A 17,244-nucleotide genomic window follows, 5' to 3' on the forward strand; every position below is an offset into this window, starting at 1 on the left:
ATGACCCGAACCACCAACAGTGTGCCCGAACCTGTCGGCGCCGACATGCTCGGCCTGCTCAAAACCCTCAAACTCGGAGCCCTCGCCGACACCCTGCCCCAACGCGCAGCCCTGGCCCGCCAACACAAAACCTCGCACCTGACGTTCCTGCAACAATTGCTCGCCGATGAAGTCTCACGGCGTGAATCCAGCTCCGCCGCCCGACGATCAGCCAAGGCAGGTCTCGACCCCAGCATGCGGATCGACAACTGGCGCGCGGCAGACGATCTACTCTACGACCGCCCCCTGCTCGAGGACCTCACCACCCTGCGGTTCATCGACGCCGGCCACTCCGCGATCCTGCTCGGCCCCGTCGGAGTCGGCAAAACACACCTAGCAAACGCGTTGGGCCACATGGCCATCGGCCGACGCAAAACAGTGCTGTTCGCGCGAGCGGACAAACTGTTCCACCGACTCAAAGCCGCCCGCCTCGACAACAGCGTCGACGCCGAACTCCGCCGCATCACCGCCGTCGACATCCTGATCATCGACGACTTCGCACTCAGAGCGCTCGACGCGACCGAAACCAACGACTTCTACGAACTCATCGTCGAACGCCACCAGCAGACCAAGACCACCATCGTCACATCCAACCGAGAACCCGCCGAATGGCTCACCATGACCGCCGACGCGCTACTGGCCCAATCGGCCATCGACCGACTCACCTCACGCGCGCACACCCTCGTCATCGAAGGCCCCTCCTACCGCCAACGACACCGACCCGGACTTGACCGACCCAACCCCGCAGAGCATCCTCAATAACGCGCCAAGGTGGTCCCATCCTCGTGGCAATCCAGGCGGTCCCATAGCAGTGGCAAATGACAGCGACGAGAACTGCATCAAATGCGGTGCGCCGCCATCACACACCCAGGTGCATCACATCCAACACTGGTCCGACGACGGTGATACCGACCTCGACAACGGCTGCCTGCTCTGCCGACGCTGCCACACCCAGATCCACCACAACGGCTGGGACATCATGATGGGCTTCGACCGCCACCCCTGGCTGATCCCGCCGGCTGACATCGACCCCCGACGTCAGGCACTACCCGCCTACAACCGACGCACCATGCGACTCGACGACGCCGCCTGACACACAGAGACTTTCGCGCAGCAGGTTTCGATACGGCTCGTCGCAAGCTCCTCACCTACTCAACCAGCAGAGGCACCCGGCGATCAGCCGGGACCGTATCCGTTCCTTGACAACTCCACAGTGTGAACACGGCCCCCCGATCGGTGACCGCCGGCCTCGCGCGACGGGCTGGTGCCGCGTGGCGACCGGCCAAATGAATCTCGTCGGCGCTGGTGCACCGGGATGCGGGTCGGCTTACCCTTGCCGCAGGTCGCGACGATGAGGCGCGGCCGTCAGGGGATGAAGAACGAGGAGTATGCGGTGAATCCAGGCGATCCCAACCAGCAACAGGGCGGTCAGTGGTCGCCGGCCCCACAGGGTCCTCCGCCGTCCGGCGGTTTCCCCGGCAACCCGGGTGAGACCGCGCAGTTTCAGGGCGGTCCGCCCACCGGTGGGGTTCCCGGACAGCAGTGGGGTCCTCCGGGACCGCAGAATCAGTACCCGACCGGTGGCTGGGGTCCCGCACCCGGCATGGGGCCTCAGCGGATGGGCCCTCGTCCTGATCTGTCGGTGATCTTCGCGCTGGCGGCGGCGGTCGCCGGCGTCGTCACCTACTTCATGGGTTTCGTCAGTTGGATCAACGTGTCTGCCGGGCCCCAGCAGGGGATCGACCCGTGGGGCCGCAATTTCGGAGACGGGCTGGGCAGTGTCCCCGGGTTCTTCTCCGAGGACGTCGTGCTGAACCCGGGCAAGTTCTTCATCCTGCTCGGGGTGGTCGGGGTTGCGACGACGCTCGTGTTGGTTCCGAGATACCGGAAGGCGCTGCCGTTCCTCGCCGTGATCGCGCTCGCCGGTTGGCTGGCACTGTTCGCGTCGGCGTTGGTCATGCCGCCGTTCGTCGAGCTCGGGGCAGGCGCCATCCTCGGACTGATCTTCGGATTCGTGCAGGTGGCGCTGCTCATGACGGCGTCGTTCTTGTACGGTCTCAAGAAGGATGACGTCACACCTCCCTGACGAACATGTACAGCCGGCCGGTCTCGCCGAGGACCCGCTGGTGGATGCGCTTCGTCGTGCGGGCTGCGTATTCGCCGAGGACGAGGCCGCGCTGATCCGTCGACACGCCCTCGCAGCCGAACTCGACGATCTGCTCAGACGCCGGATCGCGGGGGAACCTCTCGAACACCTGCTCGGCTGGGTGCAGTTCGGAGGTCTCCGGCTCAGCGTCGGACCGGGTGTGTTCGTGCCGCGACAGCGGTCGCTGTTGTTGGCGCGAGAAGCCGTCACGGCTGCGGCGCAACGACGAGAACCAGTTGTCCTCGAGGCGTTCTGCGGGGTGGCACCGATCGCCTCGGCCGTGGCCGCGACGGTCGACGGCGCGCAGGTGCACGCCGCTGACATCGCCGCCGACGCGCTCGTCCATGCCCGCCGAAACCTGCCCGATCGCGCGCAGATCCATCACGGGATCGGCTTCGACGCGATACCTGCGTCGCTTCGCGGCCGCGTCGAGGTGATCGCTGCCGTCCCGCCGTACGTTCCCGAGCACGCCTTCGATCTGCTCGCCCCGGAAGCGCGCGACCACGAGCCCCGACGTGCCCTCACCGGAGGGGTGGACGGCCTCCATCACATCGAGGCGCTGATCGCCGATGCGCAGACGTGGCTGTCCGACGACGGAGTGCTGCTCGTCGAGATGAACGTCGCACAGTTCGACGCCGTCGCTGTTCGCGACGGGCACTCGAGCGCATTCGCACTCGACGCCGTCCCCGGCGACGACGGGCAGACCGTCGTCGCGCGCCTGCGGCGGCGGGTCCGGGCGGCCTGTCAGACGCCCAGGGCCTGACGCAGCCGGCTGACCTCTGCCCGGTACTTCTCGACGTTGCGCATCTTCACGCTCTCGTAGCCGCGCACCATGTCCGGCAACCCGGCGAGTTCGACGACGGTCGGGAACTGCGACTCGCGGACCTTCCCACTCGCCATCGCGGCCAGCAGCGCGTCGACGATCTCGCGGTACTCGACGATCAGCGCACGTTCGGTGCGGCGGATCTCGTTGCGGCCGAACGGGTCGAGTGCCGTCCCGCGAAGTCGCTTCATCGACGCGAGGGACTTCAACGGACGGTTCGCCCAGCCGCCGAGGGTCATCTTCTCGCGCATGCCCATCCGGCGCAGTGTCGGCGGATGCAGGCGAACGGCGACCTCGGCGTCGTCACCGAACTCCTCGGCCACCTTCGCCGCGAACGCGGGGTCCTGCGTCAGCCGTGCCACCTCGTATTCGTCCTTGTACGCCATCAGCTTGTACAGGTTGCGCGCGACGGTGTCGGTCAACTCGCCACTGCCCACACCCCGGTGCACCTGCTCGACGACGTCGAGATACTCACGTGCGTAACGCTCGTCGGCGTAGGCCGTCAGCTCGTCGTAGCGGAGGGCGACGGTGCGTGCCTGCTCGTCGCCGAAACCGCCTGCACGGACGACGCCCATCGCGTACTCGGACGGTTCGGGTTCCGCGGTCGCGGCACCGTGCAGCGAGGCGATGGTCGCCGACACCGCGTCCGCGTCGGCAACTGCCTGACGCCCCCGTCGGAATGCCTGCACGTTGGCATCGACCGCGACCCCGTTCAGCTCGATCGCACGCTCGATCGACGAGGCCGAGATCGCCAGCGCGCCGGCCTGGTACGCGGCTCCCACCATGACCAAGTTGGCGAACTGCTCGTCACCGAAAAGGGCCGTCGACAATGCCCCGGAATCCAGGTAGAGGCCGCGTGTCACGTGAGCGTCGATCGCCGAATGGATCGCGGTCTCGGCGGGGAAGCCCACCGAGGTGTCGATGACCATGAGCCCGGTGGGCACCTGCGTCGTGGACACCACGGCGACGGTCTTCTCGGGGGCTGCGACCTTCAGGTTGACCGGGTCGGTTCCGACCAGCGGGTCGCAGACGAGGTAGAGGTCGCAGTCGTCGGTGGCCACCTTCGCCGCCTGTTCGACGTCGTACGGCGCGACCTTGATGTCGCTGACGACGGCGCCGCCCTTCTGCGCCAGGCCCGTCATGTCGACGGTGCGGGCGGCGTGACCGTCGAGCACCGCAGCCGTTGCCAGCACCTGAGACACCGTCACCACGCCGGTGCCGCCGATGCCGGTGATCCGCAGGGAGAAGGTGTCGCGCACCGCCGGGAGGGACGGTTCCGGCAGCAGCGCGTCGGGGATGTCGGTGGCGTGCGCCCGCGTCCGCGTCGCGCCCGGCGTGACGGTGACGAAGGAGGGGCAGTCGCCCTTCAGGCACGAATAGTCGAGGTTGCATGAACTCTGGTCGATCTGCGTCTTGCGTCCGAACTCGGTGTGCACCGGATGCACGGACAGGCAGTTCGACTTCTCACCGCAGTCGCCGCACCCCTCACAGATCCGCTCGTTGATCATCACGCGCGTGGTGGGGGTGGGCATGGTGCCGCGCTTGCGCTTACGGCGCTTCTCCGCGGCGCAGTGCTGGTCGTGGACGAGGACGGTCACACCGGGTACGCCGGCGAGTTCGGTCTGCACCTCGCCCAACTCGTCACGATGACGGACCTCCACTTCTCTCGGAAGGCCCAGTGCGCGAGTGCGTTTCGGGTCGTCGGAGGTCACGACGATCCGGTGGACGCCCTCGTCGAGCAGGAGGGACGTCAACCGCGGGAGGTCCATCGCCCCGACCGGGTCCTGGCCGCCGGTCATCGCGACCGTGCCGTTGTAGAGCAGTTTGTAGGTGATGTTCTCGCCGGAGGCGACTGCTGCCCGCAGCGCCAGCGAACCCGAGTGCATGAAGGTGCCATCACCGACGTTCTGCACGAAGTGGTCGGCCGACACGAACGGCGCCATACCGATCCACTGCGCGCCTTCGCCGCCCATCTGCGTGATGCCGGCGACATCGCCGACCTGGCGCGGGTCCATCAGCAGAACCATGGCGTGACAACCGATCCCGGCGCCGACGAGGGTGTCCTCGGAGACCTTGGTCGAGCTGTTGTGCGGGCACCCGGAACAGAAGTACGGCGTGCGGACCGCAAGGGGTAGTTCGATCCTTGTGCGACGCCGCGACCGCTGCTCGATCCACGCCTGCGCGGCGTCGACGTGATGCCGTGCGAGACGGTCGGCGAGACCGCGGGTCACGGCGTCGACGTCGAGTTCGCCGAACCGGGAGAACAGCGTCGAACCGTCCTCGTGGACCTTGCCGACGATGCGGGGTGCACGCGGGTGACGGAACAGGATGTCGCGCATCATCGTCTCGATGAAGTCGCGCTTCTCCTCGATGACGATGACCTCGTCGAGATCGCCTCTGGCGGTGACGAACATGAAGCGGTTCAAGATGTCCCGCTCGATCGGATAGACCATCCCGAGCTTGAGGAGGCGGATACCGAGACGACGCAGGTCGTCGTCGCTGATGTGCATGAGGCGCAGGGCTTCTCGAAGGTCGAGGTAGGTCTTGCCCGCGGCGACGATGCCGATCCGGTCGTCGGGTGTGGACACCACGATCTGGTTGATCCCGTTGAGCCGCGCGTACTCCTGCGCGCGGGGGATGCGGGTGGTGAGCTGATTCTGCTCGAGTTCCATCAGGTTGGTACCGAGAAGCCGGCCGCTCGGGACATGCGGGCTACGCCCGAGATCTCCATAGGTGGGGATGATCCGATCGGGATCCACATGGGCGGTCGACGAGCCGTCGGCGACGTGGGCCGAGATCTTCAGCGAGGTCCACAGTCCGCTGACGCGACTCATGATCGCCGCGTGCACGCCGAGGTCGAGGATGTCCTGCGAGTCGGCGGGGTAGAGGATCGGGATGTAGAGGTCGGCCAGGGCCATCTCCGACGCGCACGGCACCGTCGAGGACTTGGCACCCGGATCGTCGCCGACCAGGGCCACCGCACCGCCGGACGGGTGCGTGCCGACCAGATTGGCGTGCCGGATCGCGTCGGTGGCGCGGTCGAGGCCGGGGGCCTTCCCGTACCAGTAGCCGACGACGCCGTCGCGGGACATACCGTCGGGAGCAGCGCTCAGCTCGGCAACCTGGGCGGCCACCTGCGAACCCATCACCGAGGTCGCGGCGATCTCCTCGTTCAGGCCGGGGCGGTGGACGATGTCGTAGGGCGCGAGGAGGTCGCGGCGACGAGCGAGTTCGAGGTCGTAACCGGCGAGGGGAGAGCCCTCGTAGCCGGAGATGAACGACGCGGTGGTCAGGTTCTGGCGGCGGTCGACGCGAGCGCGGTCGCGGACCATGCGGACCAGGGCCTGAATGCCGGAGAGGTAGATCGTGCCCGACTCACGGGTATAGCGGTCGTCGAGCGAGAACTCGTCAGGAAAGGGCTCGGACGAGCGTGTTGCCGACAAGCCGGTCTGTGGGGTCGGCACGTGCTGGAAGCGTGCGCGGTCGTCTGCGAGGGTCATGGGGTTACCTGGCCTTCTATGTGCGGTGGCCGGTCCGGTCGTGCCGGGGATCGACGCATCGGTTGTGGCGGCCCGGGGGTGGTGGGCCTGCCACCACAGTACGAGATGACGTGACGCGCGTCACGTTGAATGGGGCCACGGTGCGGGGGCTTCGACGCGGTGCCTCGCTCCGCTCGGTACCGGCTCAGCCGGCGGGGGTGGCGGTTGGGGGGGCTTCGACGCGGTGCCTCGCTCCGCTCGGTACCGGCTCAGCCGGCGGGGGTGGCGGTTGGGGGGCTTCGACGCGGTGCCTCGCTCCGCTCGGTACCGGCTCAGCCGGCGGGGGTGGCGGTTGGGGGGCTTCGACGCGGTGCCTCGCTTCGCTCGGTACCGGCTCAGCCGGCGGGGGTGGCGGTTGGGGGGGCTTCGACGCGGTGCCTCGCTTCGCTCGGTACCGGCTCAGCCGACGGGGAGGCGGGCGTGACACGGACCACTCCATGGCGTACGATTCCGTTCAGTTAATCCCTACTAACTGAAGGGTCGATGGTGACCAGCACGCTCGACGGCTTCCGGGCCGCGCACCAGCAGAATCTCGACCTGCTCAACCAGCGTCTGACGACGGTGTCCGCCGGCGGCGGGGCCAAGGCGCGCGAACGCCACGTCGCCCGCGGCAAGCTGCTGCCGCGCGACCGAGTCGACGGGCTGCTCGACGTCGGTTCGCCGTTCATCGAGGTGGCTCCCCTCGCCGCGTTCGGGATGTACGACGACAAGGCTCCGGCCGCGGGTGTCATCGCCGGCGTCGGCCGGGTGGCCGGCCGGGAATGCATGATCGTCGCCAATGACGCCACCGTGTCGGGCGGCACCTACTACCCGGTCACGGTGAAGAAGCACCTGCGCGCGCAGGAGATCGCCGCGGCCAACCGGTTGCCCTGCATCTACCTCGTCGACTCCGGCGGCGCGATGCTGCTGCAGCAGGACGAGGTCTTCCCGGATCGCGATCACTTCGGTCGCATCTTCTACAACCAGGCCACCATGAGCGCCGCGGGCATCCCGCAGATCGCCGCGGTCCTCGGTTCCTCGACCGCCGGCGGCGCCTACGTTCCGGCCATGAGCGGCGAGACGGTCATCGTCCGCAATCAGGGCACCATCTTCCTCGCCGGACCGCCGCTGGTGAAAGCCGCCACCGGCGAAGACGTCTCGGCCGAGGACCTCGGCGGCGGCGCGATGCACTCCTCGGTCTCCGGCGTCACCGACCACCTCGTCGACAACGACCAGCAGGCGCTCGCTAAGGTCCGCGAGATCGTCGCCACCCTCGGTCCGCGTGAGGCGCCGCAGTGGGAGACCATCCCGGCGCGGGAGCCGCTCCGTCCGCAGACCGACATCTACGACGTCGTGCCCACCGATTCGCGCACGCCGTACGACGTGCGTGAGGTCATCGAGATCATCTGTGACGCCGGTGAATACACCGAGTTCAAGGCGAACTACGGCACGACCCTCGTCACCGCCTTCGCCCACATCCACGGTCACCCGGTGGGCATCATCGCCAACAACGGCGTACTCTTCAGCGAATCCGCCCTCAAGGGAGCGCATTTCATCGAGCTGTGCGATCAGCGTCGAATCCCGTTGATCTTCCTCCAGAACATCACCGGGTTCATGGTCGGCAAGGCCTACGAGGAGGGCGGCATCGCCAAGAACGGGGCCAAGATGGTCAACGCGGTCGCCTGCGCGCGTGTCCCGAAGTTCACCGTCATGGTCGGCGGCTCGTTCGGTGCCGGCAACTACTCGATGTGCGGCCGGGCCTACTCGCCGAGGTTCCTGTGGATGTGGCCCAACGCACGTATCTCCGTGATGGGTGGGCCGCAGGCCGCCGACACCCTGGGCACGGTGCGCCGCAACCAGATCGAGCGATCCGGGGACACCTGGCCGGCGGCGGACGAAGAGGCCTTCAAGGCGCCCATCCGGGAACAGTTCGAACGCCAGTCCGACGCCTACTATTCGACGGCCCGACTCTGGGACGACGGCATCGTCGACCCCGCCCAGACCCGCACGCTGCTCGGGCTCGCGCTCGAGACGGCGCGGTACGCGCCACTGGCCGACCCGCGCTACGGCGTCTTCCGGATGTGAGACCCGAGACCGAGATGCAATCGCCGAGTTCGACCACGACCCGCAGAGGACCCGAGACCGTGAGCACCAGACCTATTCGCAGCGTCCTGGTGGCGAACCGTGGTGAGATCGCCTGCCGGGTGATCGACACGCTGCGCCGCCTGGGAATCCGAAGTATCGCCGTCTACTCCGACGCCGATGCGCAAGCACGCCACGTCCGTGAGGCCGATGTCGCCGTCCGGATCGGACCGGCCGCCGCCTCCCAGAGCTACCTCGACATCGAAGCCGTCGTCGACGCCGCACGCAAGACCGGAGCCGACGCCGTCCATCCCGGCTACGGATTCCTCTCGGAGAACCAGAAATTCGCTGCCGCGCTCGCGGACGCGGGCATCGTCTTCATCGGCCCGCCGGCCGAGGCCATCGCCACGATGGGCGACAAGATCACCGCACGCGCCGCTGTCACCGAGCGCGACGTACCGGTGGTTCCGGGACTCTCGCGTCCCGGTCTCACCGACGCCGACCTCATCGCCGCGGCCCCCGACATCGGCTTCCCCGTCCTCATCAAGCCGAGCGCCGGGGGTGGCGGCAAGGGGATGCACCGCGTCGCCGACCCCGCCGAACTGCCCGCGGCACTCCAGCGCGCACGACGCGAGGCGGGCGCCGCGTTCGGCGACGACGCACTGTTCCTCGAACACTTCGTGGACACCCCGCGCCACATCGAGGTGCAGGTCCTCGCCGACACCCACGGCAACGTGATCCATCTCGGCGAACGTGAGTGCTCCCTGCAGCGCCGTCACCAGAAGGTCATCGAGGAGGCGCCGTCGGCGCTGCTCGACGCCGAGACCCGCGCCCGGATCGGCGAGGCCGCCTGCGACGCCGCGCGCAGCGTCGGCTACACCGGCGCCGGCACCGTCGAGTTCATCGTCTCGGCGCACAAGCCGGACGAGTTCTTCTTCATGGAGATGAACACCCGGCTGCAGGTCGAGCATCCGGTCACCGAACTCGTCACCGGAATCGACCTGGTGGAGCAGCAGATTCGCGTCGCCCGCGGTGAGGTACTCGGCCTGGCCCAGGACGACATCGAGCTCACCGGCCACGCCATCGAGGCCCGCGTGTACGCCGAGGATCCCGCGCGCGGCTTCCTGCCGACCGGCGGCACCATCGAACATCTCGTCCATCCCGACACGTCACCGGGAAGCGGCGTCCGCGTCGACTCCGCGATGCTGGCGGGTCTGCGCGTCGGCAGCGACTACGATCCGATGCTCGCCAAGATCATCGCGCACGGCAGCGATCGTGAGGAGGCTCTCGAACGACTGGACCAGGCACTGGCGCACACTCGCGTCCTCGGTGTCGTCACCAACATCGACTTCTGCCGCTTCGTCCTGCGTCAGCAGGCCGTCGTCGAGGCCGAACTCGACACCGAGCTCCTCGATCGTCTCGTCACCGATTACGCAGTGCCGCAACCTTCTCCGGAGGCGCAGGTCCTCGTCGGCCTCGCCCGCATCGGCACCCGGGACCGCGGTGACGTCTGGTCCTCGTCCGTCGGGTGGCGCGTCGGCGAACCCGCGCCGGTGGTGACCAGACTCGTGAGCGGCGGACATCACTCCACCGTCTCGATCCGCGTTGAACGTGCTGACGCGCACTCTGTTTCGGGAACAGCCACGGTCACCGCGGAGGGTGTCGAAGGCGACGCGTCGTGGTCCGCCGACGTCGTCTACCTGCCCGCGCGGCCAGGTGACGGCCCGAACTCCGACCGGCTCATCGTCGACGGGATCAGTCAATCGTGGTCGTCGACGCTGATCGGCGAATCCTGGTGGGTGTCGGGCCCGTCCGGCGCGTGGGTCCTCGACCTGGCCCGCCCGCTCCTCGACGAGGCCGCCGACGAACGGGCCGGCGAGATCGTCAGCCCGATGCCGGGCACCGTCGTCGCCGTGGGTGTCACCTCCGGCGACGAGGTGAGCAGCGGCGCGTCCGTCGTGGTCGTCGAGGCGATGAAGATGGAACACGCCCTGACCGCGCCGGTCGACGGGACCGTCGACATCACGGTGTCGGTGGGTGACAAAGTGGATGCCGGACAGATCCTCGCCGTGGTCACGCCGGCCTCGGTGGCCGATCCGAAAGAACCCGTCGATGCCACCGCCCCTTCGTGACGGCCCTCCGCAAGCGACGAGCCTCGAAGGGCTCGGAACCAACCGAACCAAAGTGACAAGAGCGAATAGGACTCTCATGGAACTCACCCAGGAGTACACCGACCTCATCGAGACGGTGCGCGACTTCGCGCAGACCGTGGTGGCGCCGGTGGCCGCGAAACACGATGCCGACCACACCTTCCCGTATGAGGTCATCGCCCAGATGGGCAAGATGGGGCTCTTCGGGCTGCCGTTCCCCGAGGAGTACGGGGGCATGGGCGGTGACTACTTCGCGCTGGCCCTCGCGCTGGAAGAACTCGGCAAGGTCGACCAGTCCGTGGCCATCACCCTCGAGGCCGGGGTGAGCCTGGGCGCGATGCCGATCTATCGTTTCGGCACCGAGGAGCAGAAGCAGCAGTACCTGCCCGACCTCACCGCCGGCACGGCACTCGCCGGTTTCGGCCTGACCGAACCGGGTGCGGGCTCCGACGCCGGTGCCACCGCGACCACCGCCCGCGACGACGGTGACTCATGGATCATCAACGGCGGCAAGCAGTTCATCACCAATTCGGGCACCGACATCACCTCGCTGGTGACGGTCACCGCGGTGACCGGGGTCAAGGAGAACGGCAAGAAGGAGATCTCGACGATCATCGTGCCGTCGGGAACGCCGGGATTCACCGCCGAACCGGCCTACAACAAGGTCGGCTGGAACGCCTCGGACACCCATCCGCTCACGTTCACCGACGTGCGGGTGCCCAAGGAGAACCTGCTCGGCGAACGCGGGCGCGGCTACGCCAACTTCCTGTCGATCCTCGACGAGGGACGCATCGCGATCGCCGCCCTCGCCACCGGTGCCGCACAGGGTTGCGTCGACGAAAGCGTCAAGTACGCCAAGGAGCGTCAGTCGTTCGGCAAGCCGATCGGGGAGTACCAGTCGGTGTCCTTCGCCATCGCCCGGATGGAGGCGCGGGCGCACGTCGCGCGGACCGCCTACTACGACGCGGCGGCGAAGATGCTGGCAGGCAAGCCCTTCAAGAAGGAGGCGTCGATCGCGAAGCTGGTGGCCAGCGAGGCTGCGATGGACAACGCGCGCGTCGCCACCCAGATCCACGGCGGCTACGGATTCATGAACGACTACCCGGTCGCGCGCCACTACCGCGACTCCAAGATCCTCGAGATCGGCGAAGGCACCACCGAGGTGCAGCTGATGCTCATCGCCCGAGAATTGGGATTCGCATGAGCGAGACCGACCAGACACCCGTGAACCGCGTCGTCCAGCGCGGACTCTGGTTCGAGGAGTTCACCGAGGGCACACTCTACGAACACCGGCCGGGCCGCACCGTGACCGAGGCCGACAACGTGCTGTTCACCACGCTCACCATGAACACCCAGGCCCTGCACCTCGACGCCGCCTGGTCGGCGCAGCAACCCGGCTTCGGTGGACAGCGCCTGATCAACTCGATGTTCACGCTGTCCACGATCGTGGGCCTGTCGGTCAGCCAGCTGACACAGGGCACACTGGTGGCCAACCTCGGATTCTCCGAGGTCGCGTTCCCCGCGCCGCTGTTCGCCGGTGACACGTTGTACGCCGAGACCCTGTGCACCGGTAAACGCGAATCCCGGTCGAGGCCGGGGGAGGGCGTGGTGAACTTGACCCACATCGGACGCAATCAGCACGGCGAGGTCGTCGCGCGAGCCGCGCGGGCCACGTTGGTGCGCAAGCAACCTACGGAGTGACGAAGATGTTCTTCGACGGACCCGCCGACAACTCGCTCGTGAGCGGAGCGAATCTGGGTGATTCCCAGCTGGCCAACGCCTGGCTACCCGCCGGGCCGGCCCTGCTGTTCTGCCCGGCCGACCGGCCGGAGCGCTACCAGAAGGCTCTCGATCGCGCCGACGTCGTCATCCTCGACCTCGAGGACGCGGTGTCGCCGGCGAATCGCGCGGTGGCCCGGGAGGCGTTGATCGCCAACCCGATCGACCCCGACCGCACGATCGTGCGGATCAACCCGGCCGGCACCGGCGACTACCGTCGCGACCTCGCCGCGGTCTCCGAGACGAACTACCGCGTCGTCATGCAGGCCAAGTCGGAGGACGTGGCGTCGATCCTGGACACCGCATTCCAGACGATCGCGCTGATCGAGACACCGCTCGGTGCCACCCGCGCCAACGACATCGCCGCCACCTCGACCTGCATCGGACTCATGTGGGGCGCCGAGGACCTGGTCGCCGGACTCGGCGGGACGTCGAGCCGATTCGGCCCCGACGAGCCGCGGGCCGGCGAGTACCGCGACGTCGCCGCCTGGGTACGGTCGATGGTCCGCATCGCGGCCGCCGCGCACGGCAAGTTCGCCGTGGACTCGGTGCATCTCGACATCGGCGACGTCGACGGCCTGATCGACGAGGTGCGGGACGCGGTGGCCCTCGGCTACACCGCGACCGCGTGCATCCACCCGTCGCAGGTCGAGCACATCCGCGCGGGCTACCAACCGTCCGAGGAGTCGATCGCGTGGGCGCGCAGGGTCATCGACGGTTCCGCGGAACACAACGGCGGCGTCTTCAGCCTCGACGGCCAGATGATCGACGGTCCGGTGCTCCGGCAGGCCGAGGTCGTGCTGTCCCGGCTGACCGAACGACCGACCGTGAACGCCGAGGACTCCTGATCCACCTGCGACTCCTGATCCACCTGCACTGACTCGTTCGCGACATCCCCGAGAGACCGGAGCATGCCATGAGCAACGACGCTCACGCCCAGAACCTCGCACACACCCACGGACCGCAGAGTCCGGCCCTGCTGACGGACACGATCGGCGTGACCCTGGCGCGGACCGTCGAGAGATACGGCGACCACATCGCGCTGATCGACGCCGCGGCGGATCGGCAGTGGACCTACACCGAATTCCACCGCGACGTAAGGGCATTGGCCGCCGGCCTGCTGCGCCTCGGGGTGGCGCCGGGGGATCGCATCGGCCTGTGGGCGCCCAACCGGTTCGAGTGGGTTCTCACCCAGTACGCCACCGCCGAGATCGGCGCGATCCTGGTGAACCTGAACCCGGCCTACCGCCAGAACGAGATCGAGTACGCCCTGAAGCAGTCCGGATCGAGCGTCGTCCTCGCCGCCGAGCGGTTCAAGGACTCGGGCTACGCGTCGATGCTGGCGGAGGCGCGCCCGCACTGTCCGGACCTGCGAACCGTGGTGACCTTCGAGTCCACAGACTGGGCGGACCTGACCGCCACCCCCTCCGACGAGGAGCTGGCACGCGTCGCCGACATCGCGGCGTCGTTGTCCGCCGACGACCCGATCAACATCCAGTACACCTCGGGCACAACGGGATTCCCCAAGGGGGCGACGCTGTCGCATCGCAACATCGGGAACAACGGCTACCTCGTCGGTGAGCTGCTCGACTACACCGCCGAGGACCGCATCTGCCTGCCGGTGCCGTTCTACCACTGCTTCGGGATGGTCATGGGCAACCTCGCCGCCACCAGTCACGGTGCGGCCATGGTGATCCCGGGCCCGGCCTTCGACCCGCGGGCAACACTGGACGCGGTCGCCGAACACCGCTGCACCAGCCTGTACGGCGTGCCGACGATGTTCATCGCCGAACTCGCGCTGCTCGACGCGGCCCCCGACGGGTACGCTCCCGACCTCTCGTCGCTGCGCACCGGGATCATGGCCGGTTCACCGTGCCCCGAACAGGTGATGCGCCAGGTGGTCGATCGCATGCACATGAGCGAGGTCTCCATCTGCTACGGCATGACCGAGACATCGCCGGTGTCCACCCAGACCAGGGTCGACGACCCGCTCGAGTTGCGCGTCACCACCGTCGGCCAGGTCGGACCGCACCTCGAGATCAAGATCGTCGCCCCCGGCACCGGGGAAACGCTCGGACGCAACGAGACCGGTGAACTGTGCACGCGCGGCTACTCGGTGATGACCGGCTACTGGAACGACCCGGAGAAGACCGCCGAGGCCATCGACGCCGACGGGTGGATGCACACCGGCGACCTCGCCGAGATGGACGACGCCGGCTACGTCCGGATCACCGGCCGGATCAAGGACATGGTGATCCGCGGCGGCGAGAACATCTACCCGCGCGAGATCGAGGAATTCCTCTACACCCATCCCGACATCCTCGACGCCCAGGTCATCGGTGTCCCGGACGAGAAGTACGGGGAGGAACTCATGGCGTGGGTCCGACTCCGCGACCACGCAACCGATCTCACCGCGGAGGACGTTCGCGCCTTCGCCGACGGCAAGATCGCCCGGCACAAGATCCCGCGATACGTCCACGTGGTCAAGGAATTCCCCATGACCGTCACCGGAAAGGTACGCAAGGTCGCGATGCGCGAAGAGGCCACCTCCATCCTGGAGGACCTGAGATGACCGGTGCGTCCCGGTCGGGTGACCGGCAGACGAGTACGGCGCTGCGGGCCGACGAGCCCGCGATGGACCGGTTCCGCCGGCTCGTCGAGGACCGTTTCGGTGCGCGCACCGCGGATTACGACGAGCTCTGGTCGTGGTCGGTGCGGCAGCCGGCACAGTTCTGGCGAGCACTGTGGGAGTTCTTCGACCTCGACGCGCTGGCGGCCGAACCCCTCGCCGAGGGCGACGCAGCGGTCCTCGGCGACGCCCGGATGCCCGGCGCGCAGTGGTTTCCCGGCATCCGCTTGAACTACGTCAGCCAGGTCCTGCGCCACGCCGACCTTCCCGGTGCCGCCATCGTCGGACTCGACGAAGCCGGGGAACGCTCCGAGATCGCCTGGTCGGAATTGCCGGGAATGGTTGCCGCCCTGGCCACGACGCTGCGTGAGCAGGGGATCGGTCCCGGCGACGTCGTGGCCGCCTACCTTCCCGACATCCCCGAGGCGGTCGTCGCCTTCCTCGCCACCGCGAGCCTCGGCGCCATCTGGTCCGGATGCGGTCAGGACTACGCACCCCAGGGCGCCGCGAGCCGCCTCGGCCAATTGCACCCGAAGGTCTTGTTCAGCGCCGCGGGTTACCGCTACGGCGGCAAGGACATCGACAAGCGTTCCGACAGTGCGGAACTGGCGAGCCTGCTGCCGGAGCTGGTCGCGCACATCACGATCGGCGGGGACGCCGACACCGTCTCGGACGGGGGCCCGGCACGCATCGACTATGCCGACGCCCTCACCACGGATGCCGGTGACGCGGAACCGGTCCTCGTGGACTTCGACCATCCCCTCTGGATCTTGTTCAGCTCGGGGACGACCGGACGCCCCAAGGGGATCGTGCACGGTCACGGCGGCGTCGTCGTCGAACATCTCAAGGCGGGTGCGCTGCACGGCGACCTGTCCTCGGACGACGTGTTCTTCTGGCAGACCGCGCTCAGCTGGATGATGTGGAACTACCAGGTCGCCGGTCTGCTCTGCGGGGCACGGATCATCTGCTACAGCGGTTCTCCCCTCTACCCGGACGCCGACCGGCTCTGGCAGATCGTCGCCGATGAGAAGGTCACCTACTTCGGCACCTCGCCCGGTCAGCTACAGGCATCTCGCAAGGCCGGCCTCGAACCGGGCCGCGACCACGACCTGTCTCGGCTGCGCGCCCTGGGCAGTACGGGCTCCTCGCTCGCCGCCGACCTCTTCACCTGGGTCGACGACCACGTGAAAGGCGGACTGCCGATCTCGTCGATCAGCGGGGGCACCGACATCGTGTCGGCCTTCGCCGGCGGATCGATCGGTGTCCCGGTGGTGCCGGGCGAGTTGTCGGTCCGCTATCTCGGTGTCGCGCTGCAGAGCTGGGCCCCGGACGGCACACCGCTCGTCGGCGAGGTCGGCGAGCTCGTCGTCACCGCGCTGATGCCGTCGATGCCGGTGCATTTCTGGGACGACCCGGACGGCACCCGCTACCGTTCCGCCTACTTCGACCATGAGTGGGAAGGCCCGACGGCGCATCCCGACGGGCCGGTGTGGCGTCACGGCGACTGGGTCACCGTGACCGAGCGCGGCTCACTGGTCATCCACGGTCGCAGCGATGCGACGTTGAACCGGCACGGAATCCGCATGGGATCGGCCGACATCTACGAGGTCGTGGAGGCCCTCGACGAGATCGCCGAGGCGTTCGTCCTCGGCGTCGACGGACCCGGCGGCGCCTACTGGATGCCCCTGTTCGTCACTCTCGTCCCCGACGCGGTCCTCGACGACGCCCTCACCGCGCGGATCGCTGCCGCGGTCCGAGACCGGTTGTCCAAACGCCATGTGCCCGATGAGGTGATCGAGGCACCCGGTATCCCACACACGCGGACCGGCAAGAAACTCGAGGTTCCGGTCACGGCGATTCTGGCCGGCCGGTCGGAGGTCAACATCGATCCCAAATCGGTCGACGACTACTCGCTGATCGACTGGTATGCCGAACAGGGCCGAGCTCACCACTGGTGATCGTTGTGCACGAGGAGCGCATCGTCCCCGCCCGGCATGGGTAGCGTGGACGGTGTCGTCGACGGCAGACGTCGAATCGTTCATGTGACCCGACGGTCACATGTACTACCGTGGGCCCGG

11 protein-coding genes and 1 pseudogene are annotated in these 17,244 nt (G+C 67.9%); 11 read left to right on the plus strand and 1 reads right to left on the minus strand.

Annotated elements, in window-relative coordinates; translation table 11 throughout:
- The 4 genes and pseudogenes from IHQ52_RS09665 (at nt 1) to IHQ52_RS09680 (ending at nt 2,948) form a co-directional block, all read left to right on the plus strand.
- Nucleotides 1-801, plus strand: a complete 801-nt coding sequence (locus IHQ52_RS09665) for an ATP-binding protein (protein ID WP_006438890.1) — start codon at nt 1-3, stop codon at nt 799-801.
- A gap of 64 nt (nt 802-865) precedes the next feature.
- Nucleotides 866-1,132, plus strand: a pseudogene (locus tag IHQ52_RS09670) (HNH endonuclease); the annotation flags it as partial.
- 300 nt (nt 1,133-1,432) lie between these two features.
- Nucleotides 1,433-2,125 (plus strand): DUF5336 domain-containing protein, encoded by a 693-nt coding sequence (locus tag IHQ52_RS09675; protein WP_238064278.1) that lies wholly within the window; start codon nt 1,433-1,435, stop codon nt 2,123-2,125.
- A complete protein-coding gene (locus IHQ52_RS09680) occupies nt 2,106-2,948 on the plus strand; it encodes a N5-glutamine methyltransferase family protein (protein ID WP_238064223.1) in 843 nt (280 codons plus the stop codon). The genes IHQ52_RS09675 and IHQ52_RS09680 overlap by 20 nt, the downstream gene beginning before the upstream one ends.
- On the opposite strand, the gene IHQ52_RS09685 is transcribed toward IHQ52_RS09680, so the two are convergent.
- Nucleotides 2,930-6,508: an indolepyruvate ferredoxin oxidoreductase family protein gene (locus tag IHQ52_RS09685; RefSeq protein WP_238064224.1), complete on the minus strand. Its 3,579-nt coding sequence runs from the start codon at nt 6,506-6,508 to the stop codon at nt 2,930-2,932. The two genes, IHQ52_RS09680 and IHQ52_RS09685, sit on opposite strands and share 19 nt — an antisense overlap.
- A 522-nt stretch (nt 6,509-7,030) precedes the next feature.
- Between IHQ52_RS09685 and IHQ52_RS09695 the strand changes: the two genes are divergently transcribed.
- From IHQ52_RS09695 to IHQ52_RS09725, 7 genes are all read left to right on the plus strand, one after another.
- Nucleotides 7,031-8,611 carry a carboxyl transferase domain-containing protein gene (locus IHQ52_RS09695; RefSeq protein ID WP_096273457.1) on the plus strand — a complete coding sequence of 527 codons (1,581 nt, stop codon included), beginning with the start codon at nt 7,031-7,033 and terminating at the stop codon, nt 8,609-8,611.
- Between the two features lie 59 nt (nt 8,612-8,670).
- The gene (locus IHQ52_RS09700) at nt 8,671-10,740 is read left to right on the plus strand and encodes an acetyl/propionyl/methylcrotonyl-CoA carboxylase subunit alpha (RefSeq protein WP_238064225.1); all 2,070 of its coding nucleotides are present in this window, start codon (nt 8,671-8,673) and stop codon (nt 10,738-10,740) included.
- A 76-nt stretch (nt 10,741-10,816) separates the two neighbouring features.
- Nucleotides 10,817-11,962 (plus strand): acyl-CoA dehydrogenase family protein, encoded by a 1,146-nt coding sequence (locus tag IHQ52_RS09705; protein ID WP_006436157.1) that lies wholly within the window; start codon nt 10,817-10,819, stop codon nt 11,960-11,962.
- Nucleotides 11,959-12,459, plus strand: coding sequence for a MaoC family dehydratase (locus IHQ52_RS09710; RefSeq protein ID WP_096273461.1), 501 nt, complete (start codon nt 11,959-11,961; stop codon nt 12,457-12,459). Before IHQ52_RS09705 ends, IHQ52_RS09710 begins: the two co-directional genes overlap by 4 nt.
- 5 nt (nt 12,460-12,464) lie before the next feature.
- On the plus strand, nt 12,465-13,385 hold the full coding sequence (locus tag IHQ52_RS09715) for an HpcH/HpaI aldolase/citrate lyase family protein (RefSeq protein ID WP_006436159.1): 921 nt from the start codon (nt 12,465-12,467) through the stop codon (nt 13,383-13,385).
- 68 nt (nt 13,386-13,453) lie between these two features.
- Nucleotides 13,454-15,109, plus strand: coding sequence for an AMP-binding protein (locus IHQ52_RS09720; RefSeq protein WP_006436160.1), 1,656 nt, complete (start codon nt 13,454-13,456; stop codon nt 15,107-15,109).
- Between the two features lie 62 nt (nt 15,110-15,171).
- On the plus strand, nt 15,172-17,124 hold the full coding sequence (locus IHQ52_RS09725) for an acetoacetate--CoA ligase (protein ID WP_238064279.1): 1,953 nt from the start codon (nt 15,172-15,174) through the stop codon (nt 17,122-17,124).
- Nucleotides 17,125-17,244 lie beyond the last annotated feature (120 nt).

Source organism: Gordonia amicalis, assembly GCF_022059885.1.
Classification (GTDB): Bacteria; Actinomycetota; Actinomycetes; order Mycobacteriales; family Mycobacteriaceae; genus Gordonia; species Gordonia amicalis.

What these genes read in the sequence shown, in the direction of transcription:
- IHQ52_RS09695 (WP_096273457.1), top strand. Translation starts at nt 7,031, where the DNA reads ATGGTGACCAGCACGCTCGACGGCTTCCGGGCCGCGCACCAGCAGAAT.
- IHQ52_RS09665 (WP_006438890.1), top strand. Translation starts at nt 1, where the DNA reads ATGACCCGAACCACCAACAGTGTGCCCGAACCTGTCGGCGCCGACATG.
- IHQ52_RS09685 (WP_238064224.1), bottom strand. Translation starts at nt 6,508, where the DNA reads ATGACCCTCGCAGACGACCGCGCACGCTTCCAGCACGTGCCGACCCCA.
- IHQ52_RS09715 (WP_006436159.1), top strand. Translation starts at nt 12,465, where the DNA reads ATGTTCTTCGACGGACCCGCCGACAACTCGCTCGTGAGCGGAGCGAAT.
- IHQ52_RS09710 (WP_096273461.1), top strand. Translation starts at nt 11,959, where the DNA reads ATGAGCGAGACCGACCAGACACCCGTGAACCGCGTCGTCCAGCGCGGA.
- IHQ52_RS09725 (WP_238064279.1), top strand. Translation starts at nt 15,172, where the DNA reads ATGGACCGGTTCCGCCGGCTCGTCGAGGACCGTTTCGGTGCGCGCACC.
- IHQ52_RS09680 (WP_238064223.1), top strand. Translation starts at nt 2,106, where the DNA reads ATGACGTCACACCTCCCTGACGAACATGTACAGCCGGCCGGTCTCGCC.
- IHQ52_RS09720 (WP_006436160.1), top strand. Translation starts at nt 13,454, where the DNA reads ATGAGCAACGACGCTCACGCCCAGAACCTCGCACACACCCACGGACCG.
- IHQ52_RS09705 (WP_006436157.1), top strand. Translation starts at nt 10,817, where the DNA reads ATGGAACTCACCCAGGAGTACACCGACCTCATCGAGACGGTGCGCGAC.